This is a genomic window from Streptomyces sp. NPDC057702, from assembly GCF_042799315.1.
In the GTDB taxonomy this organism is placed as follows: Bacteria; Actinomycetota; Actinomycetes; order Streptomycetales; family Streptomycetaceae; genus Streptomyces.
In genome coordinates, this window is record NZ_JBHVJC010000033.1 from 25,084 (window position 1) to 47,336 (window position 22,253).

A 22,253-nucleotide genomic window follows, 5' to 3' on the forward strand; every position below is an offset into this window, starting at 1 on the left:
GGCCAGGCGCCATGGACGGGGGCGGATCGCGACGCGTCTCGGGGGAGACAAGGAAATGGATCGATGCCCGTACCGGCACCCGTACCCGTGCCGCGCCAGCGAGAGGCATCGGCTGCCGCGTTACCCAAGCCGCCGGGCCCGCTGCCGGACCCCGGGATCAGCCTGCTGGTGATCGAGGACGACCCCGCCGGGGCGCTCGCGATGCCGGAACTGGTGGACGCCGAGGGCAAGCCGGTCCGGGTCAGGACGGCCCGCAACCTCACCGAGGCGGAACGGCTGCTCACCGACGAGGCCCAGTGCATCGTCCTGGACCTGGCCTTGCCCCGGCCCGACGACGGCGAGGCGTGCGAGGGCGAGACCGACGAACTGGAGACGCTGCGCCAGGTGTTGCGCATCGCCCCGGGGCACGCCGTGCTCGCGCTGACCGCCGAGGAGGACGCGGAGCGCGCGGCCGAGGCGGTGCGCGTCGGCGCCCAGGACTACCTGTTCCGCGACGAGCTGGACGACCGGGTGCTCAGCCGCGCGGTGCGGTACGCGGTGGAGCGCAAGCGCGCCGACCGCGCGCGCCGCCAGCTCAGCGAGTCGCGGCTGCGCGCGCGGGAGAACGCCCGCCTGGAGCGCGGGCTGTTGCCGACCCCGCTCCTGGAGGGCTCCGACCTGCGCTTCGCCGCCCGCTACCGGCCCGGTCGCAGCCGCGCGCTGCTCGGCGGGGACTTCTACGACACCGTGCGCACGCCCGACGGGGTCGTGCACGCGATGATCGGCGACGTGTGTGGGCACGGCCCGGACGAGGCGGCGCTCGGCGTCGAACTGCGCATAGCGTGGCGGGCGTTGACGCTCGCCGGGTTGAGCGGGGACGCCCTGCTGGGCACGCTCCAGGAGGTGTTGGAGCACGAGCGGGACGACGAGGAGATCTTCGCGACGCTGTGCACGGTGGACATCGACCCCGACGGCCGCCGCGCCGGGCTGTGCCTGGCCGGCCACCCCGCCCCGCTGCTGGCCCACCACGGGCAGCCGCCGAGCCTGCTGCCGTACGAGGACGGCGGCCCCGCGCTCGGCCTGCTCCCGGGCGCGCGCTGGCCGCGTCGTGTGGTGGAACTCGGCTCGCGGTGGAGCCTGATGATGTACACCGACGGGCTGATCGAGGGCCGCGTCGGCGCGGGCAGCGACCGCCTGGGCGAGGAGGGCATGGTCGAGCTCATCGGCGCGCTCCGGGCGGCCGGTCTGACGGGTGAGACGCTGCTGGACGCCGCGGTGACGCAGGTGCGCGAGCTCAACGGCGGCGAGCTGACGGACGACGTGGCGGTCCTGCTGCTGGGCAGCGGCGACGCGTGACGCGGCCCCGGGCCGCGCGCTCGGGGCGGGCCCGCGCGGGGGAGCGGGCCGTGGGCCGGGGCTGGCCAGGGGCTGACCCGTGGCGACGGCGCTCGCGGCGACGACGCTCCTGGCGGGGCGGCCTGGCGGGTGCGCTCTCGGCGGGTGCGCTCTCGGTGGGGGCGCGGGCCGCGTGGGGCGGCCGTGGGGGAAGTCGGGGTGTGGCGCGCGGGGTCAGCCGGCTCCTCGTACGGCGCGCCGGCTCCGCGCGCGGGGCTCAGCGGCCGTTGAACGGGCCGTACGGGCCGTCCGAACTGGAGCCACCGCGCCGACCACGGCCACCGGAGACCTGCCGCAGCGCCGGCCGCACGTCCACCATGTACACGATCGTCGCGATGAGCCCGATGATCGGGATGAACGAGATCACGGGCAGGAACAGGTTCGATGCCGTCGCGATACCCAACAGGATCAGCCAGAAGGGCTTGCTCTGCTTGTCCGCCGCCCGGTACGCGTCCTCGCGGCGGGTCGCCGCGTCGATGAAGGCGAACAGGCTGAAGAGCAGCAGGCCCCAGGAGACCCAGTACAAAAGCTCGTTGAATCCCTGCACCAGCACGTCATCCACCGCCTGAGATGTAGTGATCGTTCGTCGCGTCCGTCGGGCGTGTCAGCGGCAACGGTACCCGTACGGACGAACGCGCACGCGGGGCACGCGCGGCCCGCCACCAGACCGGCGTCTCCGTGGTCCCGCCGTCCCCCGCACCCCCGCCGGGCCCCCGTCGGCGCGGGTTCCCGGTCGGGGGCGCGGCGGGCGCGGTCGTCACTCCGCGGGCTTGGGCGCGGGCTGGTCCGTCGCCGACCCGCCGGTCGGCCCGGCGGCCGGGGTCGCGTCCTGGTCACCGGCCGGCGGCGTGGCGGGCGCGGTCCGCTCGCCGCCGGGTCGCTCGTGGGCGGGCCGGGCGGCCGGGGCGCTGCCGCCTGCCTCCGTGACGCTCGTGCCGTTCGCGCGCCGCGCGCCCCCGCCGTCGACCGGACCGCCGTTCGCGCCGCCGTTGACCTTCGCGGCGCCGACGCCCTTGGCCTCGCTCGCGCTCACCGCGCCGGCCCGGGTCTGGGTCTCGCCCGTGGGCGCGGGGGCCTGCTGGGCCGCGCGGGCCTTCGCTGTGCGACCCGAGGGGGTGGTGGGCGGCGGGGTGGCGATGCGGTGGGTGGGGCGGGTGCGGGCGGGGCGCGTGTCCCGGGTGGTGCTCAGTTCGCTCGGCGCGGCCTCGACCTCGGGCTCCTCGTCGGCGGCGTCACCGCGCCAGGTCCGCACAGCCCCCCGACCGCGTACGGCCAGCTCGTCGTAGGTGTCACGGGCCCGCACCGCGTACTCGGCGACCCGGCCCACGCCCTGCAGCGTGAGGTCCTGCGCCGTCTCGCGCAGTTTCTTGATGTCGGTGTCCAGGCCGCTCAGCAGCTCGCTGACCCTGGCCTGGGTCTGCTGCGCCTGCTGGGAGACCCGCTCCTGTACGGCCTTGGGGTCGGTGTCCCGGACGGCCGCGATCCGCTCCGGGGCCTCGGCGAGCAGCTTGTCGAACAGTGCCGGGGCCTCCTTCAGCTTCTCGGCCGCGAGGTCGGCGGCGCCCGCCACCACGTACAGCGGGGTCGGGTCGGTGATGCGCTTGCGGAGATCGTCGGTGCTGGCCATGACGGATGTCCTCCCGGATGGATCAGGGTGTGCCGTGCGGGTGGGCGGCGCGTGCGCGTCCGCCGCTGTGGCGTGGGTGCCGTCGTGCGGGGTGGGCGGGGCGGGGGCGCCGAGTGGTCGGGGTCGGGTCGGACGCGGGCGGCGGTTGCCGGCCGTGCCGTGGGTGGGGCGAGTGGGGTGATCGAGCTGGTCAGCCGCGCCGGCCGGCCTGCGGGTCGTCGCTGGTCGGGCCGGTGCCGGTCGGGCCGTCGCGGTCGGCCGGGTCGCCGCTGGTCGCGCCGTCGGGGCGCGGGGGCGTCGAGTCGTCCGGGTGGGGCGCGGCGGTGTCGTCGGGCGCGCCGCTCGCGTGGTGCCGGGGGCCGCTGTCGGCGGCGTCGGCTATCCGGTCGCGGGGGGTGGCGGCCGACGTGGCGAGGCCGGGCGTGGCGGCGGTGGCCGGGGCGTCGGCGGCGGGTCTGTGGCGTCCCGGGGCGGGAGTCGGGCGGCCCGGCTCGGTGCCGTTCTCCTTGCGGAAGGACTCGTAGATCTGGAGCAGCACCTGCTTCTGCCGCTCGGTGAGGGTCGGGTCGGTCAGGATCGCGCTGGTGACCTCGGCTTCGGCCCGGTCCCGCGCGTCGAGGATGCCGGCCTGGACGTACAGCGTCTCGGCGGAGATCCGCAGTGCCTTGGCCAGCTGCTGGAGGATGTCGGCGCTCGGCTTGCGCAGGCCGCGTTCGATCTGGCTGAGGTACGGATTCGACACCCCCGCCGCGTCCGCGAGCTGCCGCAGCGAGAGCTGGGCCGTGCGCCGCTGCTCGCGCAGGAACTCGCCGAGGTTGCCCACGTTCAGTGCTCCCATGACGGCGATGCTGCCCCCCGCCGCTAACTTTTGCAAGCGGACGCTTGCAAAAGTGGTGCGTCCCACGCGGGCCCTGAGCGAGACAAGTGGGCGCCCGAAATCTCGCTGAACCTGAGGCACCCCAGCTCAGAGGGCTGCCCTGGCTCAGGTTCGGAGAGACCGGACAGCCGCCCTCCGGGTCGCCTCGGGGGAACCGTAGGGGGCGGTGGCCGCGTCCCTCCCCCACGTACCTGATCACGGACGTGGACGGAGGGACGGGGGTGGCGGAGGTGGCTGACCGGTATCTCTATCTGGCGCGGCACGGTGAGGCGACGGCGGACGAGACGGCCCTGACGGACGCCGGCCGGCGGCAGGCGGTGCTGCTGGGGGAGCGGTTGCGCGGTACGCCGCTGTCGGCGATCCACCACGGGCCGCTGCCCCGGGCCCGACAGACGGCCCGGCTGGTCGCCGCCCAACTCGATGACGTACCGCTGTACGCGTCGGAGGTGGCCGGCGACTACGTCCCCCACGTGCCGGCGGCGGACGAACTGCCGGCGGACGCGGCCGAGCGCCTGCTCGCCTTCCTGGCGCGGATTCCGGCCGCCGAGCGCGAGCAGGGCCCGGAGCTGGCCCGGCGGGCGCTCGCGCTGTTCACCGGGCCGGTCGAGGGCGACCGGCCCCGGCACGAGCTGGTGATCACGCACAACTTCCTCGTCGGCTGGCTGGTCGGGGCCGCCCTCGACGCGCCCGCCTGGCGCTGGCTGGGCCAGAACCACGCCAACGCCGCGCTGACGGTTATCCGTTACGCGCCCGGCCGGCCGTCCGCCGTGCTCGTCTCCAACGACACCCGGCACCTGCCGCCGGAACTGCGGTGGACCGGCTTCCCGCCCGAACTCCACGTCTGACGGCCCGCCGTGGCCCGCGCCACCCCGGGCCGATCCCCGGGGGCCTAGTCGGTCGGGGGCCCGAACCAGCGGGGCAGGTGGGCGAGCAGGTCGCGCTGCGAGTCGCCGGCCCAGGCCACGTGGCCGTCGGGGCGCAACAGCACGGCGGGGGCGGCCAGTTCCTCACTGGTGTCCACGACGTGGTCGACCCGGTCGGCCCAACCGGGGACCCGGAGCCGACCGGTCTGGTCGAGCAGCAGCCCGCGCCCGCCGTGCAGCAGCCCGTACAGGCGGCCCCGCTTCAGCCCGACGTCGCGCTGGCGCCGGCCGAGCAGGGGGTGGCCCTCGCCGAAGTCGTAGCGCACCGCGAGCGCGGTGATCTTCTCGATCAGATACTGGTTGACCTCCTCGAACCCCATCAGCTCCCGGACCAGCCGGCGTACGGCCACGGCGCCGGGTTCGGCCGAGAGCAACTCGGTCTGCGCGCGGGTGTTGTCCAGCACGGCGGCGGCCACCGGGTGCCGCTCGGTGTGGTAGCTGTCCAGCAGCCCCGCCGGTGCCCGACCGCCCACCTCGGCGGCCAGCTTCCAACCGAGGTTGAACGCGTCCTGGATGCCGAGGTTGAGCCCCATCCCGCCGGTCGGCGGGTGGATGTGGGCCGCGTCGCCGGCCAGCAGCACCCGGCCGGTCCGGTAGCGCTCGGCCAGCCGCGTGGCGTCACCGAAGCGTGAGAGCCAACGCGGCGAGTGCGCGCCGAAGTCGGTGCCGGCCACCGCCCGCACCCGGGCCTTCAACTCTTCGAGCGTGGGTGGTGCCGCGCGCCCCACGCTCACCCCGTCGGCGGGCACGATCAGCCGGTACACCCCGTCCCCGAGCGGCATCGTGCCGAACCGGACGCAGGTCTTACGGGCCTCACCCACCACCTCCGCCAACTCTTCCGGCGATACGGTCACCTCCACCTCGCCCAGCAGCGTCTCGGTCCGGCTCGGTTCGCCGGGGAAGCCGACGCCGAGCAGCTTGCGCACCGTGCTGCGGCCCCCGTCACAGCCGACGACGTACCGCGCGCGCAGCGAGGCGCCGCCCCCGCCGCCCGCGTCCCCCGTGCCGCCCGGACCCTCGGCGGCCAACTCGACACTCACCCCGTCCGCGTCCTGGCGCAGCCCGACGAGTTCGCGGCCACGCCGGATGTCGACGCCGAGTTCGACGGCGCGCTCGGCCAGCAGGCGCTCGGTGGTGCTCTGCGGAATGGCCAGGACGTAGGAGTGCGCGGTGTCCAACCGCTCGGGCCAGGGCCTGTCGATGCCGGCGAAGAAACCACCGACCGCGAACCGCTGCCCGAGCGCGAGAAACCGTTCCAACAGTCCGCGCTGGTCCATCAGCTCGACGCTGCGCGCGTGCAGGCCGAGTGCGCGCGAATGCGTGGGCGGCACGGCCTCCTTTTCCACCACGACCACGTGTACGCCGTGCAGCCGCAATTCACTGGCCAGCATCAGCCCGGTCGGCCCGCCGCCGACCACGATGACGTCAATCAAGAAATCCCCCTGGGACGAAAGTGCTCCACCGGCCGACCCACCCGCCACCGTGGCGTACGCGCCACCCGGCGCGTACCGCGTACGGCACCGAACTGCCTGGTCACCGGCCTCGGTCGGCAATAGTGCGGGATGCCCCGGGCCTTGCCGCAAGCCCCCCGGTGCGCTATATGTTGACAGTGGCGAGGAGCGGGAATCCGCCGGTCTGACGGCGGCGTGACCTCCTTGGCGGCGAATGGTCGACCACCGTCTTTCCCCGGCGCGATATCGCGTGAGCTGTCCGCGTTCCGCGTGGTCCGGCGGCCCGTGCTTTCGACGCGTTCCGTGCTTTCCCCGCGTTTCAGGTCCCCCGGAATGCGACCGCCCGCGCGGATTTCTGCGCGGTTCCGTGCCGCACCGTGCCGCCGTTTCGTACGCGTTCTGCCGTGCCGTGGTGCTCTTCGCCGCCGTTCGGCGTCCTGGGGTGTCATGCGGCGCCGTTCGCCGCCCTGACGCGCCGGGGTGCCCTTCCGGCTGTCGCGCGGGCATCTCGCGTCGCGGGCCCGCCCCCCGCTCGCGCGGGGTCGATAAGGAGTTGCGCGGTCGGTGTGTCGTGGCGATGTTCTTGGGCGGGTGGTCGGCTCGGACCACCGTGTGGGGAAGGGAACGGGGACGCGGATGCGGATCGTCGGGTTACGCCGGTTCGTCGCCGCCCGCACCCTGTCGATGCTCGGCGACCGGGCCGCCGAGACGGCGTTGCCCCTCGTCCTGCTGTGGGTCACCGACGACCCGGTGGTGGCCGGACTCGTCACCGCCGCCAACATCCTGCCCACCCTTCTCTTCGCGCTGCCCGTCGGCCAACTCGCCGACTCGCGCGAACGCCGCCGGCTGATGGTCTCCGCCGACCTGTGGCGGGCGGCCCTGGGGCTCGGCCTGGTGGGGGCGCTGGCGATGCCGGAGCCGTCGGTCGCCCTGCTGGTCGGCATCGCCTTCCTGCTGGGCTGCGGCGACGTTCTCTTCTCGGTGGCTGCCCACGCCTACCTGCCGGCCCTGGTGCCCTCCGCCCGGATCGTGCGGGCGAACGCGGCCGTGGAGGCGGGAGACGCGGCGGCCACACTCGCCGGGCCCGCCCTCGCCGGCCTCCTGATCTCCCGTTTCCCGCACCCGGTGGCCCTCGCCGTCAACGCGGGCTCCTTCGCCCTCTCGGCGGCCCTGCTGGCCCGGCTGCCCAAAGACCCCGCGTGGCGGGCCCGCGACCTGGCGGACGTGGACGCCGGCGGGCGTGGAACCGACCCCGCCCAGGGCGCTGACCTGGGGAAAGAGATTGGCTCAGGGGCCGGGGCCGGGGCCGGGGCCGGGGCCGGGGCCGGGTCCCGGGTCGAGGCCGGGGTCCGGGTCGGGGCCGAGGAGGGCGCGGGGTCGGTGTGGGGGCGGCGCGATGTGTTCGCGGGGTTCCGGTGGCTGGTGGGGGAGCGCCGCCAGCGGCTGCTGCAACTGGCGTTCGCGTATCTGCATGTGGCCGCCGGCGCCGCCGTCCTGGTCGTCGTCGCGCTGTCCGTACGAACCCTGCACCTGGCTCCCGCGCGGGTGGGGCTGGTCCTGTCGGCGGCCGGGGTGGGCGGGTTGCTGGCGACGCTGGTGGTCGTGCGGTACGTCGAACACTTCCCCTGGGGGCCGCTGTTGGGGTGTGCGCTGTGCGGGCTGGCGGTGTCCTTCGGGTGGCTGGCGACGGCGCGGGGATTCGGGGACACCTTTCTCGCGGTGCTGTGCCTGGACGCCTGTTCCGCGCTCGCGTTCGTCACGGCCGGCTCGGCCCGGCAGGTGTTCACCCCGCCCGCCCTCCTCGGGCGGCTCACCGCCGCGAGTGGCCTGGTCAACGCGGCGGTACGCGCCGCCGGAGTCCTGGCCAGCGGCGTCGCCGTGGCCGCCCTCGGCCCCCGCGCAGCCGCCGCCGCCCTCGCCGGCACCGGCCTGGCCTGCGCGTTCCCCCTCCTCCTGGCCCGCTCGGCCCGCACCCCGATCACCGCCGACCCGGCCCCACCCCCCGACCCGGCACGGCCCACCGCGCCCTGAGCGGGACCGCCGCGCCCTGAGCGGGACCGCCGTGGATCTGGACCCGTCGCGCTGTGGGCTGGCCCCACCCCGAGCGCGACCGCCGTGGGCACCTCCACTGTGGGCCGGCCCCACCCTGAGCCGGCGACATCCTGGGCCCGTCACACCCTGAGCCGGCGCCACCCTGAGCGTGACCGCTCCGGGCACGTGGTGGTCGCCGCGTACCGGCTACTCGGCACGTGGGGTGGCGAGTTGAGTTCGCGAGCGGGTGCTGCCCGGTGGGCGGGGCTCTCTCCCGTCTGCCGCATGGAGCACACCACCTTCCGCGAGCGTCACCACCGCCGGCCCGGGCCGCGAGGTGGGTCGACGGAGCATCGCGGGCTGGTGGGGGCTGTCGCCCTCGCGGTCCTCGCGCTGTTCAGCGGCGCCTTCGTCGCGCTGGTCGGGCCGTGGCTCGCCATGGCCCGCGACCCCTGCCAGGACGGCGTCCGTGGCCCGTTGGCCTTCGGGGCGGCGGTGTTCCCGCTCGCGCGGTGCGGCGGTCCGCTCGTCGCGGTGGGCGCCGTCGCCGCCATGGTCGGTACCCGGCGCGCGGCCGGGGCGTGCGGTGTCGGGCTCGGTGTGCTGGCGCTGCTGTTCGTCGTGATCCTGGCCCTGGGGCAGGTGGCGGCCTGAGCGGGGCCGCGCCGCACAGCGCTTCGGGCCGCGCCCCCGAGGAACCCGTAGGGGACCGTCCCCTTCTCGCCGGATCGGTCTCGCACGGCCGGCAATCGCGTCAGGGTGCCGTACGCGAGGTGTGCGGCCATGCACCCTGGGCACTCGCTCCTCCCGTACGGGGCCACGGGGTTCGGGGCGGGAGACGCGACATGGTGGTGGCACTGACCGGCGGGACGGGCTTCGTGGGGGCCCGGGTCTGCGCGGAGTTGTTACGGCGGACGGACGGCGCGGTGGTCTGTCTGGTCCGGGCGCGGGACCCGGAGGAGGCCGAGGGGCGGATACGGGAAGCGTTGGCCGGGCTCGACCCGGCGGCGGCCGAGTCGCCCCGGCTGCGGGCCGTGCCGGCCGACCTCTCGGCCGACCGGTTGGGGCTGGAGGGGGACGCGTACCTGCGGTTGGCCGACGAGGTCGGGGCCGTCTACCACTGCGGGGCCTCGGTGCACCTGGCCGCGCCGTACGAGCGGGTGGCGCCCATCAACGTCGAGGGCACCCGACGCGTGGTCGACTTCTGCGTCACGGGCCGGCCCAAGCACCTGCACCACGTGTCCACGCTGGGGGTCTTCCTCGCCGCGCGCGAGGCGGGACTGGACCGGGTGGACGAGTCGACGGAGCCGACCCTCCACACCTGCGGTCCCTTCGGCTACCCGCGTACGAAGGTCGAGGCCGAGCGGGCGGTGGCGGCGGCCGTGGCCGAGCGCGGGCTGGTGGCCACCGTCTACCGGCCGGGGCTCGTGCTGGCCGACTCGCGCGACGGGGCGGCGCCCGCCCACGACTTCACCACCTGCGTCATCGCCGCGGCCGTCGTCACCGGCTGCTACCCCACCGCGCTGGGTTCGCTGCCGGCCGCTACCGTCGACCACACGGCGCGGGCCATCGCCGCCCTGTCCCTGTCGCCCCGGGCTGCCGGCAGCGTCTTCCACGTCATGCGCCCGGCGCCGCTGCCCATGCGGGAACTCTTCGAACGGGCCCGCGCGCACGGGTACCGGCTCCGCGAGGTCAGCGGGGAGCGGTGGCACCAGGCCCTGCGCGAGCACCAGGACAACCCGTGGGCGCGCGCCGCGCACAGGCTGCGGATCGCCACGTACACCCTCGGGCTCACGCCCGACCGGCTGCCACCGGAGGTGGGCGGCGACGCGTCCGTTCGCGCCGCGGGCGCGGCAGGCGTGACGGCGCCGGACACCGGCGACGCCTACTTCCACCGCCTGTTGACCCGGCTGGAGAGAGACCACGGCGCGTCACTCACCTGAGTCCCGCGCTCGCCCGACCAGCGATCGGGCGATGTGATGAGTTGGCGGGTTGGTGGGTCCGGCCGGTTGGTTGGAAGGTTGGCCGGCCGGGCGCGCCGGTCGGTCGCGTACGGGGTGGCGTAGGGGAGGCGTACGGGGTGACTCCGGGGCGGGCCGCTCAGCCCTCCGGGTAGAACACGAACAGGGTGCAGCCCGTCGTGGTCTGGGGGACGTGGGAGGTGCCGGCGGCGGCGTGGATGAAGGAGCCGGCCGGGTAGTCGCGGTCACCGTCGTTGAAGGTGCCGGAGACCACGAACACCTCCTCGGGGCCCGGCTCGTGCACGTCGATCCCCTGCCAGCTCGCGCCCGGGTCCATCTCCAGGAGGTGGGCCATGGCGCCGTTCTCGCCGCTCCACAGCGGGCGCAGCCGGATGCCGGGGAAGAGTTCGCGTACGGGGGCGTCCCGCACGTGGGACCACACATAGGAGAGGGCGTTCCGTTCTGTCGTCATGCGCCCAGCCTGTCGGGCGGCGCGGCCTCCGCCGAGTGTCAGGAATGACATCCTGCGGTACTTTCCTGCCATGCATCGCGTCGCGGCGCTCGTACGCCCACCGCAGTCGACCTTCGAACTCGCCTGTGCCGCCGAGGTGTTCGGCATCGAGCGGAGCGGGCTGCCGACGCGGTACGCGTTCGGCGTGTGTGCCGAGCGCCCCGGGCGGGTGGCCACGCGCGCCGGCTACGACATGCTCGTCTCCGACGACCTGGGCGCGCTGGACGCGGCGGACACCGTGGTCGTGCCGGGGTGGCTGCCGTTGGGGGAGCCGCCGTCGCCGGCCGTCGTGGCCGCCCTGCGCCGCGCGCACGACCGTGGGGCGCGGGTGGTCAGCATCTGTTCCGGCGTCTTCGCGCTGGCGCACGCCGGGCTGCTCGACGGACGGCGGGCGACCACGCACTGGGCGCACGCGAAGGTGTTGGCCGCGCGCTTCCCCGCCGTCCGGGTCGACCCGGACGCGCTGTACGTGGACCACGGCGACGTCGCCACCAGCGCCGGTTCCGGGGCGGGCGTGGACCTGTGCCTGCACCTGGTACGCCGCGATCAGGGCGCCCGGTACGCCGCCCACGTCGCGCGGACCATGGTCATGCCGCCACACCGGGAGGGCGGGCAGTCGCCGTACGCGGCCCCGCCGCACCCCGAGCAGTTCGACGGCACGTTGGCGCCGCTGCTGGACTGGGTCACGGGCCGGCTCGACGAACCGGTCACCGTGGACGACCTGGCGGCCCGTGCGGGTGTCTCGGCGCGCACTCTGGCCCGCCGCTTCGCCGACCAGCTCGGCACCAGCCCGGGACAGTGGCTGTTGGCCCAACGCATCGGTGCCGCCAGGGAGTTGCTGGAGTCATCCGACCTGCCGCTGGAGGCCGTAGCCCGACGCGTCGGACTCTCCTCGGCCACCAATCTCCGCCGCCGTTTCGTCGGCGCCCTCGGGACGACTCCCGGTGCCTACCGCCGAGCGTTCCGAGCCACCCTGCCCTGACCCCGCCCGCCCCCGCGTCTGCCCCGCCCGACCCTGCCGACCCGGCCCTACCCCGCCCCGACTCGGCCCCACCCTGCCCTGCCCCGACTCGGCCCTACCCTGCCCTACCCTCCCCTGACCCCGCCCTACCCGACCCTGACCCCGCCCCGACTCGGCCCTGCCCTACCCGGCCCTACCCCGACCTGTCCCTGCCCTGATCCGACCCCGCCCTGCCCTACCCTGCCCCTCCCCTGACCCCGCCCTGCCCCGACCCGCCCCTGGCCCTGCCCGCACCCGGTCGCGTACGCCGCGCTACGGGGTCACCCCGACGCGACCCCGGCTCGCCCCCTGCCCCCGCCGCCTGCCTCAGGGTGCGTACGACGCGTCGCGTGCTCGCCGGCGCGTCGCGCGTTCGGTGGTGATCTTGCTCGGGGTGCGGGGGCGGGCTAGGGTCGGCCGGGTGACTGCCGGGTCGGCCATGGGCCACACACGAGTGAGGCGCCCGGCCTCGGCGTGAGCGCGGGGCGGGCCCGAGCCCCGCCGACCCTTCTCCGTATCGCCATCCGGCGCCCTCGCGCGGCGCCCTCCGCTCATCGGCCGACACTTCGGAGAATCGCCTCACATGTCGCATGACCAGCAGCAACACCCGTCCACTTCCGAACTGCCCATCACCGGGGCCGAACTGCCCACCACCGGGGCGTTCCTGAACCACACCGTCGTCCACGCCCGTGACCGGCGGGTCTCGGCGGAGTTCCTCGCCATGGTGCTGGGGCTGACCGTCGACGCCCCCTTCGGCCCCTTCCTCCCGGTCGAGTTGGGCAACGGCGTCACGCTCGACTACTACGAGACGCGCGACGAACCGATCCAGGGGCAGCACTACGCGTTTCTGGTGCCCGACGACCGGTTCGACGCGATGGTGGCCCGCCTGGAGTCGGCGGGAGTGACGTACTACGCCGACCCTTCGCACACCCAACCCGGCCAGATCAACCAACTCTTCGGCGGGCGCGGGGTGTACTTCGACGACCCGGACGGCCACAACATGGAGATCATGACCCGGCCCTACGCGCGGGCGTGAGCGGGACGGCGCGAAAGGGGCCGGACATGACGGCTGACTGGCGGAGCGACCGGATCGGCAGCGCGCTGCGGGGCGAGAACCCCACGGTGTTGCGGCGGTTGGGCTCGGGGTTCGCGGTGATCGGGGACGTGCAGTTCCTCCCGGGGTACGCCGTGCTGCTCGGTGACGACCCCGCGATCGAGCGGCTGTCGGAGCTGCCACGGGAGCGGAGGCTGGGTTTCCTGTCCGACATGGACCGGCTCGGCGAGGCGGTCGAGCGCGCCTGCCGGCGACTGGACCCCGCGTTCCGGCGGGTCAACCTGGAGATCCTGGGCAACGCCGACCCGTTCCTGCACGCGCACGTGTGGCCCCGGTACGCGTGGGAGCCGGCCGACCTGGTGGGCAAGCCCGTGTGGCGGTACCCGGCCAAGCGGTGGAGCCAGCCGCGCCACGCGCTCGGCCCCCAGCACGCGGCGCTGCGCGCGGCGATCGGCACGGAACTCGACCGCCTCACGCCCTGACCCGTCCGTCCCCACACGGCGGCGCCCCCCGCCCGCTCCCGGAGGGAGCCCGCCCGGTGCCGCTCCCCGCCACCACCGTCCGGTGCCGCTCCCGCCGTCTCTTCCACCGCCTTTCCGCCGTCTCTTCGGTGGGCGGACGGTGGGGCGGACGGGTCGACGTCGGGGGCCCACGCGGGGTCGGGCCCTGGCCGGAGCACCTCCGGTCAGGGCCCGACCTTGACCCTGTCATTGGTGTCAGCCTTTAGCGTCATCCACGTGACCTGGTCATTCGCGCACCCCGACGCTCGTGCTGGCGCCCGCCCGCCCGAGGGGCCCGCCGTTCGGCGGCCCTCGGAGCGTGGGCGCGCGGCGGCCGTGCGTACGGGGTGCGGCGGCGCGGGCGGCGGGTTCCGGGGCGGGTGACGGCCCGCTCACCCACGTGCGACGGCGCGCTCGTGGCGCACGACGTACGGCGGACCGCGTACGGCGCGGCTGGTCGGCCCCTTCCGGGTGCGGTCGGCGACCCGAGCCGCTCGGTCCGAGTTCCGCTCGCTCCCCTCCGTTCTTCGCTTCCTCTCTCCTTTCTTCCTCCTTGAACCTCTCAGCACCTCGTAGGAGCCCCTCATGACGTCTTTCGTTGTTCAGCGCGACGGCCAGGCGGCCACTGCGGAAGAGTTGACGCCGCTCGCGTTCGCGGGTTACGCGCACTTCACCGCCGCGCAGGTCAGGGACGGTCGGCTGCGGGGGCTCGATCTGCATCTGGAGCGGCTGCGGGTGGCGTCGGACGAGTTGTTCGGGCGGGCCGTGCCCGAGGAGCGGGTACGGGAGTACCTGCGCGCGGCGTTGGCGGCGGGGCCGGCGGACGTCTCGCTGTTGGCCACGGTCTACTCCCGGGCGGGCGAGTTCGCCGCGCCCCGGGCCGACGTCGAGCCGACGGTGCTGGTCCGCACCGGGCCACCCTCCTCCGGGCCGGCGGGGCCGCTGTCGCTGACGACGGTCACGCACGAGCGGGACCTGCCGGGGATCAAGCACGTGGGGGAGGTGGCCAAGACGTACCTCCTCAAGCAGGCCGTCGCGCAGGGCTTCGACGACGCGGCCTTCCTCGACCGGCGGGGCCGGATCAGCGAGGCGACCATCTGGAACCTGGCGTTCTGGGACGGCGACGCCGTGGTGTGGCCCGACGCCGCGATGCTGCGCGGCATCATGATGGGCGTGGTCAGCCGGCAGTTGGAGCGGCTCGAGGTGCCGCAGCGCGTCCGGGAGGTCACGCCGGCGGACCTGCCGTCGCTGGCCGGCGCCGTGGTCATGAACTCCTGGACGCCCGGCGTGCCCGTGCGCCGGCTGGGCTCCGTGGAGTTGCCCGAGGCCCCCGCGTTCGTCGAACTGCTCCACCGCGCCCACGAGGCGGAACCGCTCACCGCGCCCTGAGCTGGGCCGCGCGGGCGGGGCGGGCCGCGCGGGCGGGGCGGGCCGCGCGGGCGGGGCGGGTCCCGTCGGCGCGGCGGAAGGGGGCGCGCGCGTGAGACGGCTGCTCCCCGGTGGGGCCCCGGCGCCCACGACCGGGGTGCTTGGCCGATGCCGGCCGGGTGGGCCTCCTCCGGCCGCTGACTCAGCCCGCCCCGACCCTGCCCTGACCCGCCCCTGCCCCGACCCGACCCCGCCCGACCCCGACCCGACCCTGACCTAGCCCGGCCCCGCCCTGACCCGATCCGACCCGGCCCCGACCCTGCCCCCGACCCGGTCTGACCTCGCTCCGCCCCCCCCGCGAGGGGTCACCTGCGGTGTCGCCGCCAGCGGGTGAGTACGCCGTGGGTGGGGCCGGCGAAGAGCAGGGCGCACAGCAGGCCGAGCGCGAGGAGTGCCACGTCGCCCGAGCGCGATGCCAGCGCGCCGGCGGTGAGGGCGGTCGCGGCGAAGCCGTTGAAGATCCCCACACAGGCCCACTCCGCGCCGGAGGGCCGCCCCCGGGGCCCGCCGTCGGCCGGCGGGTCAGGGGAGGGCGAGCCTCCCGCCGGCGCCCGCCACGCGCGTACGTCGCCGACCAGCAGCAGGGCCAGCAGGGCGAAGTGCAACGCGCCGAAGCCGGCCACGCCCAGTTCCACGCCGAGGCCCTGCTCGTCCAGCACGACCAGCAGCACGCAGCCCGTGCCCAGGGCCGCCACCCCGCACCGCAGCCCGATCGCGGACAGCGTCGTCATCCAGGGGGCGTTCCGTACCCGGTCGAGCAGCGGTTGCCGCGCCCGCTCGGGCGGGTGCGCGCGCCGCCGCCCGGCCCACCACAGGAGCCGTCCCAGCCCGCCGACGAACGCGCCCGCCACCGCGAGGGCGAACCCGTCGTGCCACGGCGGTTCGAACGCCACGGCGCCGCCGAGGACGACACCGGCGGCGCCCACCACCTCCAGGACGCGGCCACCCACGCGCAGGAGCCGGCCCCGCCGCGCCCGCACGTCGGCCATGGAACTCCCTCCCCCTCGTGACGGTCGGGCCCGCTGCCGCTGCCGCTGCCGCTGCCGCTGCCGCTGCCGCTGCCGGCCGACCGGCCCGTCCGTCCGGCCCACGCCCCACGAGGCGAAGGCTGAGCGACGATCGGAAACGGGTCCCGGCCGGCCGACGGCCGCGCCGCCCGACAGGCTGCCGGAGGCCGACCGGCGCCGACGCTAGCCCCACCACTCGGGGAGGGGACCCGAACCCCTGGCCGGCGCCGGTCGTGGACGGGCCTTGGCCGGGGCCGGCCGGGCACGGCGGTGAGCGGGTTGGGTCGGGTGCGGCCCCTGGCCGGCCGCGCGTGAGGATGAGCGGGTTGGGCCGGGTACGGGCCGTGGTCCGGGCGGTCGCGTGTGAAAAGCCCGGGGCGGGTCGTGTACGCGCTCTGGGGGCCGGCCGCGTACGAGGGTGAGTGTGATGGGTCGCGTATGAGCCCTGGCAGGACGGCTGTGCGCGGGAGTGGCTGGGTCGGGTACGGGCCGGGGCCGGCCGCGTACGAAAGAGCCCGAGGCGGGTCGCGGACGAGCCCCGGCGGGGCCAGCCTGGGACGAAGGCGATCGGGGTCGGTCGCGTACGGCGGTGGTCCGGTCATGACCGGGTACGGGAGCGACCGTCGGGCGCGGCTCGACCCCCGCCGACACCGGCCCCGGGAGAGCGAGGGGCCGGGTCCCGGCGCGGGGGCCCGTTCCCGATCACGCCCGACCGGCGTCAGGTCCCGGCAGTGGCCAGGGGTCCAGGACGGCCAGGTCGAGCTGGCAGAGGCGGGCGGGGTCGGCGATCACCTCGTACGCGGCGACGCGGTCGTCCCGCACCGTGACCACGATGGCCAGGCGGAGTCGGCCGTGCGGGGCCACGACGATGCCCACGTGCCCGTCGACCAGCGCGGGTACGGCGCGGCGTGAGCCACGGCCGAAGACCAGCGTCGTCTCGGCGACCGCCCGCGCGCCGCGTACCGTCGTCGGCGCGCCGGGTGGCAGGGCGGCGGGGTCGGCCCGGCGGACGACGTCGGGGGCGAGCACGGCGAGCAGCGCGGACAGGTCGCCGGTGCGCGCGGCGGCCAGGAACGCCTCCACGACGTGCCGGTGCCGGGCCAGTTCGGCCGCGTCGACGGCGGGGGTGCCGCGCACCTTGTGGCGGGCGCGGCTGGCGAGCTTCTTGGTGGCGACGGGCGTACGTTCCACGATCGGCGCGAGCTGCTGGAACGGCACGGCGAACAGGTCGTGCAGCACGAACGCGACCCGCTCGGCCGACGTCAGCGTGTCCAGGACGACCAGCAGCGCCCGCCCCACCGAGTCGGTTAGCAGCGCCTCGTGTTCCGGGTCCGTGCCGGGGCGCGGCCGGCCCGCGCCGGGCCCCTCGCCGGCGCCCCCGGGCGCGCCGTCCCACCGGTCGGGCAGCCGCGCGCCCACCAGGTCCTCCCGCCGCGCGGTGCGCGTACGCAGCATGTCGAGGCAGATCCGGGACAGCACGGTCGTCAGCCAGCCGGCCAGATTGGCCACGTCGCTGGTGTCGGTCCGGCTCAGGCGCAGCCAGACCTCCTGAACGGCGTCGTCCGCGTCGTCGCCCGAGCCGAGCATCCGGAAGGCGACCGCCCGCAGCCGGCCACGGTGGGGCTCGAACCGCTCCGCCAACCCTTCCTGCCCGTCCATCGGTCACCTTTCGTCGTCGCGTCCCGTCGCCCTGATGACGTACGCACCCGGGCCGAGGTGACCGAGCCTGCCGCAGTCCCGCGCGCCCGGCCCGCCGACGAGGAGAGACACGCCATGAGCACGACCCCCACGACCCCTACGGGATCCGCCCGCTCCACGACCTCCACGGGACCCGCCCCCTCCACGACCCCTCCGGGATCCGCCCCACCCAGGACCCCTACGACCTCCACGACCGGCGGGTTCACCGCGCCGCCGGCCGCCGAGCCCGCCGGTGCGCCGCCCCCGGTCGCCAGCACCCCTGCCACGTCCGCTACCTCCGCCGTGTCCGCCACCGGCGTCACCTCCGCCGCACCGCCCGCCGCCGCACCGCCCTCCGCCGCACCGCCCGCCGGTGCGCAGCCGCTTCTCCGTGGCCTGGACATCGGCGGGTTGCGGCTGCCCAACCGGGTGGTGATGGCCCCGATGACGCGGGCCCGGACGGCGAACGCGGCGCTGGTGCCGACCGCGCTGCACGTCACCTACTACGCCCAGCGCGCCAGCGCGGGCCTGATCATCACCGAGGGCACGTGGGTGAGCGAGCGGGCGATCGGCTTCACGCACGTACCGGGCGTGTACCACGACGAGCAGGTCGCCGGGTGGCGACGGGTCGCCGACGCGGTGCACGCGCTCGGCGGGCGCGTCGTCCTCCAGCTCTGGCACACGGGCGCGGCCTCGCACCCCGACCACCTCGGGGGCGCGCTGCCCATGGGCCCCTCGGCGATCGACCCGCGGGTGCGGTGCTTCACCACCGGCGGGTTCCGGAAGTCCGTCGTGCCCCGCGCGATGACCCGCGCCGACATCGACGCCACGGTCGCCGACTTCCGCGCCGCCGCGCGACGGGCACGGCGCGCGGGGTTCGACGGCGTGGAGATCGGTGCCCTGGGCACGTTCCTGCTCGCGCAGTTCCTCAACCCGCGGCTCAACCACCGCACCGACGCGTACGGCGCGGGCCGGGCGGGCCGGCGACGGCTGCTCCTGGAGATCGTCGACGCGGTGACCGACGCGTGGCCGGGCGGCTGTGTCGGCGTACGGATCTCGCCGTTCTGGGACGACGGCGAACGGTTCGTCGCCGACGCGCCCCTGCTCGCCGACTACGACGAACTGGTAGCCGAGCTCAGCGACCGCCCCGTGGCCTACCTGCACCTACGGGGCGCCGACCCGGCCACCGCCGGCGCCCCCGACCTCGCCGGCTTCGCCCGCTACCGGCCCCTGTTCGACGGCCCGCTGATCGTGAACAACGGCTTCGACCAGGCGTCCGGCAACGCCGCCCTGGACACCGGCCTGGCCGACGCCGTCTCCTACGCCCGCGACTTCGTCGCCAACCCCGACCTCGTCACCCGCTTCGCCCTGCACACCCCCCTGGCCACCGGCGACCCGCGCACGTACTACGGGGGCGGCGCGCAGGGGTACGTGGACTACCCACCGAGCGGGTGGCACGAGCCCGCCGGCTGACCCGAACCACACGCTATGCCCGATACGGGGTGACCTCCCGGCGGAGTGGCCTCCCGGCGGGGTGGCCTCGCGGCGGAGTGGCCTCCCGGCCGGGGGAAGGGGGCTTGCCTGGGGGGCTTCTGGCGAGGGTGCCCGCCGGCGGGTGGCCTGCCGGCGGGGGAGCGGGGCTTCCCGGCCGGGAGCGGGGGGCCCTCTCGGTCGGGGTGGGGCGGGTTGGCCTTGCGGGCGGGTGGAGGGGGCACCCTGTGCCGAGGGTTTCCGGGCTGGGAGCTTCCGGTGGGGTTTTCCCGGCCGGGTGGAGTGGGCTGGTCCCTCGGTCGGCGGCGGGGTGGCCTCCCGCGTCGGGGTTTCCCGGTGGGGGTTTCCCGTCGGGTGCGGAGGGGAGTGGCCTGCCGGCCCGGACAGGGGTCCTCCCGGCCAGGGGCGGAGTGGGCGGCCCTCGCGGCCGGGTGGGTTGGTCTGCCGGCCGGAGTGCTCTCCCTGCCGAGGAGCGGAGTGGGTGGCCCTTTCGGCCGTTCGGTGGGGTGGCCTTCTGGTGGGGGCTCTCAGCCGGGGAGCGGGGTGGGATGGCCCTCCCGGTCGGGTGGAGAGGGTGACCCTCCCGGTCGGGTGGGGGAGGGGTGGGCCGGCCCTCGGGTGTCCCGTGCCCGGGTGGTGCGCGGATCGCCGTGGGCGTGGAGGTGCCGGCCCGGGGGTGGCCTCCCCGCGCGGCGGACCACGGCGCGGGGGCGGCTCGCCGTGCGGGGGCACCCAGGACACGTGGGCTCCGCCGTGCGCGGCGCTCGGTCGGGCCGGCCGCTGAAGGTACTCGCCGCCCGCCGCTCACGCCCGGGATATTCGCGTGCCGCCGCCGCGTAACGCCGCATACGCTGCGGCGATGCCAGCACAGCAGCCCGCCCCGGACCCCCGGCCCACGCCCGGCGGCGCACCCGCGCCCCATGCAGTGCTCAGCGACGGGGTCGAGCTCCAGCTCCTGGCGCCTCGGCACGCGCCGGCGTTGCTCGCCTTCGAGCGCGCCAACCGCGCCTACTTCGCCGCGTCGATCCCCGATCGCGGTGACGCGTTCTTCGCGGAGTTCGCCGCGACGCACCGGAGCCGGCTCGCCGAGCAGATGGCCGGCGTGTGCTTCTTCCACGTCCTGGTGACCGCCGACGGCGAGATCGTGGGGCGGATGAACCTGGTGGACGTGGCGGAGGGCGGCGCCGAACTCGGGTACCGCGTCGCCGCCCGAGCCGCCGGCCGTGGCCTGGCCACCGCCGGGGTCCGCGCGGTCTGCGCGCGTGCCGCCACGGAGTACGGGCTGACCACGCTGCGCGCCGCCACGACGCGCGACAACGCGGCCTCCCGCGCCGTGCTGGCCCGGACCGGCTTCGCGCCCGCCGGCGAGACCACGCTGAGTGGCAGGCCCGCCCTGCGTTTCGTACGCGACCTGCGGGCGTGACCCGTCGCGTACGCCGTACGCTGCCGCGCCGGCACCGGCCCGAGGACAATGCGGCCTGAGGGCGCGGCCCGAGACCGGACCGCCCGGCGCCCGGGGCGAGGGGAGCGGCACATGACACAGCGAGACCACGAGCCGGAACACCAGCGACGCGAACACCAGCAGCGCGAAAACCGGCCGGAAGACCAGCGGCAGGACGGACAGCGACAGCCGCACCCCCCACAGCCACCGCGACCCCCGCAGTCCCCGCAGCAACACCAGCGGGAACCGCAGCCCCGGCCCGGCCAGCGGCAACAGGGAGGCGAGCAGCGGCAACGGGCCGGTGCCCAGCCACCAGGCGCCTCCCAGCGGCGGGCTGAGCACCGGCAACAGGCCGAGCGCCAGCAGCGAACCGGGCCCCAACAGGCCAGCCCCCAGCCACCGGACGGGCCTCAGCGACAGGCCGAGCGTCAGCAGCAGGCTGCCCCCCAGCCACCGGGCACGTCCCAGCAGGAGACCGCGCCTCAACAGCAGACCGGGTCCCAGCGACAGGTCGGTCCCCAGCAAGAGGCCGGTCCCAGGCGCCAAGCCGATCCCCAGCAAGAGGCCGGGCGGCAGGCGCGGGGTGGGCGAGACGGGCTGGGCGGGGCACCTGGGGCACCTGCGGCGGTCGGGGCGGGGCGATCCGGGGTGGTGGGAGACGTGGTGGGGCGGTTCGCCGCGCTGACGACGGCGCACGTGGCCGACGCGTGCGTCCGCGCCCGGGTGGCGGTGCGCTGCGCGCCCCCGGCCGTCCGGGCCGTGGCGCCGGGCGGTCGTCTCGCCGGGCGCGTCCTGCCCGCCCGGCACGCGGGCAGCGTGGACGTCTTCCTGGAGGCGTTCGAGGCGGCGCGCCCCGGAGACGTGCTGGTGGTGGACAACGGCGGGCGGCTCGACGAGGCGTGCGTGGGCGATCTGGTGGTGTTGGAGGCCCGGGCCGCCGGGCTGGCTGGTGTCGTCATCTGGGGGTTGCACCGCGACACGGCGGACATCCGGGTCATCGGCGTACCGGTCTACAGCACCGGCGCGCTGCCGACCGGCCCGCTCAGCGTCCGGGAGCGCCCGGCCGACGCGCTGGACGCCGCCACCGTCGGCGACTGGACCGTGAGCACGGACGATCTGGTCCTCGCCGACGACGACGGCGTACTCTTCGTCCCTTCCGATCGGGCCGAAGAACTGCTCGCGCTGGCCGAGACGATCCGCGACACAGAACGGCGCCAGGCCGAACAGATCCACGCCGGCCACACCCTCCGCGCCCAGGTGCGTTTCGACACGTACCTCGCCCAACGCCGCCAGACGCCGACCTTGACCTTCCGCGACCACCTGCGCACCGTCGGCGGCGCGATCGAGGAGTAGCGCAAGGCGGCAGGATCAGAGGCCGGCGCGTCACTCGTACGAGGGAGTCCAACTCGTCCGGGGCATACGGCGGTTCCGGCGCCACCCGCTCGGCGAGGAGCGACGGGGCACTCCTTCGCGGTGCCCGCCCTTCGAGCCGTGGTCGGCACCGCTGGCGCGCCGGTGCCGGTGGTCGGGGTGGGTGCGGGGTGGGCCCAGGGTGTCGCTCGGTGGCGCGCTGGTTGTGGCGAGGCCGCTGGCGGTGGAGGGGTGGCTGACGCTGAGGGGCCGTCAACGTCCCCCGGTGTGACGGCTCGACGCCGCGACTGGTCCGTCCGGGCCCGCGCCGGCGTCCCGCAGTCTGGGGGTACGTTCGCGACATGACCCCCCAATCTCGCACTTCCCTCCCACGTCAGTACTGGACGGACGTGCAGGGCATCGGTACCGGCCGGCCGACCATGGGGTGCCCGCGCCAGTGCGGCGCGTACCTGGCGGCCGAGCCGTACCGACGGCTGGTGCGGTGGAGGTGTGAGAACCCCGCGTGCGGGTACGTCGCGTACTCCTAGCG

The 22,253-nt window shown here is 75.7% G+C and carries 20 protein-coding genes; 13 read left to right on the top strand and 7 right to left on the bottom strand.

Going from position 1 to position 22,253, the window contains the following annotated elements:
• Window positions 1-63 precede the first annotated feature (63 nt).
• Window positions 64-1,335 carry a PP2C family protein-serine/threonine phosphatase gene (locus ACFVFR_RS24270; RefSeq protein ID WP_383705143.1) on the top strand — a complete coding sequence of 424 codons (1,272 nt, stop codon included), beginning with the start codon at window positions 64-66 and terminating at the stop codon, window positions 1,333-1,335.
• 256 nt (window positions 1,336-1,591) lie between these two features.
• On the opposite strand, the gene ACFVFR_RS24275 is transcribed toward ACFVFR_RS24270, so the two are convergent.
• The 3 genes from ACFVFR_RS24275 to ACFVFR_RS24285 all read right to left on the bottom strand — a co-directional run bounded on the left by ACFVFR_RS24275 (window position 1,592) and on the right by ACFVFR_RS24285 (window position 3,839).
• Window positions 1,592-1,927: a DUF2516 family protein gene (locus tag ACFVFR_RS24275; protein WP_383705299.1), complete on the bottom strand. Its 336-nt coding sequence runs from the start codon at window positions 1,925-1,927 to the stop codon at window positions 1,592-1,594.
• Window positions 1,928-2,131: 204 nt separating this feature from the next.
• Window positions 2,132-3,001, bottom strand: a complete 870-nt coding sequence (locus tag ACFVFR_RS24280; protein WP_383705145.1) for a hypothetical protein — start codon at window positions 2,999-3,001, stop codon at window positions 2,132-2,134.
• A 190-nt stretch (window positions 3,002-3,191) separates the two neighbouring features.
• On the bottom strand, window positions 3,192-3,839 hold the full coding sequence (locus tag ACFVFR_RS24285) for a helix-turn-helix domain-containing protein (protein WP_383705147.1): 648 nt from the start codon (window positions 3,837-3,839) through the stop codon (window positions 3,192-3,194).
• Window positions 3,840-4,108: 269 nt separating this feature from the next.
• Here ACFVFR_RS24285 and ACFVFR_RS24290 point away from each other — a divergent pair, with 269 nt between their 5' ends.
• A complete protein-coding gene (locus ACFVFR_RS24290; protein WP_383705149.1) occupies window positions 4,109-4,723 on the top strand; it encodes a histidine phosphatase family protein in 615 nt (204 codons plus the stop codon).
• A 44-nt stretch (window positions 4,724-4,767) separates the two neighbouring features.
• Here ACFVFR_RS24290 and rox read toward each other — a convergent pair whose 3' ends face one another.
• Window positions 4,768-6,234, bottom strand: coding sequence for a rifampin monooxygenase (rox, locus tag ACFVFR_RS24295; RefSeq protein ID WP_383705152.1), 1,467 nt, complete (start codon window positions 6,232-6,234; stop codon window positions 4,768-4,770).
• Window positions 6,235-6,888: 654 nt separating this feature from the next.
• On the opposite strand from rox, the gene ACFVFR_RS24300 reads away from it, so the two are divergent.
• The 3 genes from ACFVFR_RS24300 to ACFVFR_RS24310 all read left to right on the top strand — a co-directional run bounded on the left by ACFVFR_RS24300 (window position 6,889) and on the right by ACFVFR_RS24310 (window position 10,226).
• Window positions 6,889-8,283: an MFS transporter gene (locus ACFVFR_RS24300; RefSeq protein WP_383705154.1), complete on the top strand. Its 1,395-nt coding sequence runs from the start codon at window positions 6,889-6,891 to the stop codon at window positions 8,281-8,283.
• A gap of 285 nt (window positions 8,284-8,568) precedes the next feature.
• Window positions 8,569-8,937 (top strand): hypothetical protein, encoded by a 369-nt coding sequence (locus ACFVFR_RS24305; RefSeq protein WP_383705156.1) that lies wholly within the window; start codon window positions 8,569-8,571, stop codon window positions 8,935-8,937.
• A gap of 191 nt (window positions 8,938-9,128) precedes the next feature.
• A complete protein-coding gene (locus tag ACFVFR_RS24310) occupies window positions 9,129-10,226 on the top strand; it encodes a thioester reductase domain-containing protein (protein ID WP_383705159.1) in 1,098 nt (365 codons plus the stop codon).
• Between the two features lie 157 nt (window positions 10,227-10,383).
• On the opposite strand, the gene ACFVFR_RS24315 is transcribed toward ACFVFR_RS24310, so the two are convergent.
• Window positions 10,384-10,716, bottom strand: a complete 333-nt coding sequence (locus tag ACFVFR_RS24315; protein ID WP_383705161.1) for a cupin domain-containing protein — start codon at window positions 10,714-10,716, stop codon at window positions 10,384-10,386.
• Between the two features lie 70 nt (window positions 10,717-10,786).
• Here ACFVFR_RS24315 and ACFVFR_RS24320 point away from each other — a divergent pair, with 70 nt between their 5' ends.
• From ACFVFR_RS24320 to ACFVFR_RS24335, 4 genes are all read left to right on the top strand, one after another.
• Window positions 10,787-11,737: a helix-turn-helix domain-containing protein gene (locus tag ACFVFR_RS24320; protein WP_383705163.1), complete on the top strand. Its 951-nt coding sequence runs from the start codon at window positions 10,787-10,789 to the stop codon at window positions 11,735-11,737.
• Between the two features lie 601 nt (window positions 11,738-12,338).
• Complete coding sequence (locus tag ACFVFR_RS24325; protein WP_383705166.1) at window positions 12,339-12,791, top strand: VOC family protein; 453 nt, start codon at window positions 12,339-12,341, stop codon at window positions 12,789-12,791.
• Window positions 12,792-12,817: 26 nt separating this feature from the next.
• Window positions 12,818-13,291 carry a diadenosine tetraphosphate hydrolase gene (locus tag ACFVFR_RS24330; protein WP_383705170.1) on the top strand — a complete coding sequence of 158 codons (474 nt, stop codon included), beginning with the start codon at window positions 12,818-12,820 and terminating at the stop codon, window positions 13,289-13,291.
• Window positions 13,292-13,894: 603 nt separating this feature from the next.
• Window positions 13,895-14,698 carry an aminotransferase class IV family protein gene (locus ACFVFR_RS24335; RefSeq protein WP_383705173.1) on the top strand — a complete coding sequence of 268 codons (804 nt, stop codon included), beginning with the start codon at window positions 13,895-13,897 and terminating at the stop codon, window positions 14,696-14,698.
• A gap of 344 nt (window positions 14,699-15,042) precedes the next feature.
• On the opposite strand, the gene ACFVFR_RS24340 is transcribed toward ACFVFR_RS24335, so the two are convergent.
• Window positions 15,043-15,726, bottom strand: coding sequence for a hypothetical protein (locus ACFVFR_RS24340; protein WP_383705176.1), 684 nt, complete (start codon window positions 15,724-15,726; stop codon window positions 15,043-15,045).
• Window positions 15,727-16,446: 720 nt separating this feature from the next.
• Entirely contained in the window at window positions 16,447-17,403 is a 957-nt protein-coding gene (locus ACFVFR_RS24345) for a sigma-70 family RNA polymerase sigma factor (protein WP_383705178.1), read from the bottom strand.
• A gap of 321 nt (window positions 17,404-17,724) precedes the next feature.
• On the opposite strand from ACFVFR_RS24345, the gene ACFVFR_RS24350 reads away from it, so the two are divergent.
• The 4 genes from ACFVFR_RS24350 to ACFVFR_RS24365 all read left to right on the top strand — a co-directional run bounded on the left by ACFVFR_RS24350 (window position 17,725) and on the right by ACFVFR_RS24365 (window position 22,251).
• Window positions 17,725-18,894 carry an alkene reductase gene (locus ACFVFR_RS24350; protein ID WP_383705180.1) on the top strand — a complete coding sequence of 390 codons (1,170 nt, stop codon included), beginning with the start codon at window positions 17,725-17,727 and terminating at the stop codon, window positions 18,892-18,894.
• Window positions 18,895-19,771: 877 nt separating this feature from the next.
• A complete protein-coding gene (locus tag ACFVFR_RS24355; protein WP_383705182.1) occupies window positions 19,772-20,335 on the top strand; it encodes a GNAT family N-acetyltransferase in 564 nt (187 codons plus the stop codon).
• 678 nt (window positions 20,336-21,013) lie between these two features.
• Window positions 21,014-21,706, top strand: coding sequence for an RraA family protein (locus ACFVFR_RS24360; protein ID WP_383705185.1), 693 nt, complete (start codon window positions 21,014-21,016; stop codon window positions 21,704-21,706).
• 359 nt (window positions 21,707-22,065) lie between these two features.
• Window positions 22,066-22,251, top strand: coding sequence for a hypothetical protein (locus ACFVFR_RS24365; protein ID WP_383705187.1), 186 nt, complete (start codon window positions 22,066-22,068; stop codon window positions 22,249-22,251).
• The last annotated feature ends 2 nt before the right edge of the window (window positions 22,252-22,253 follow it).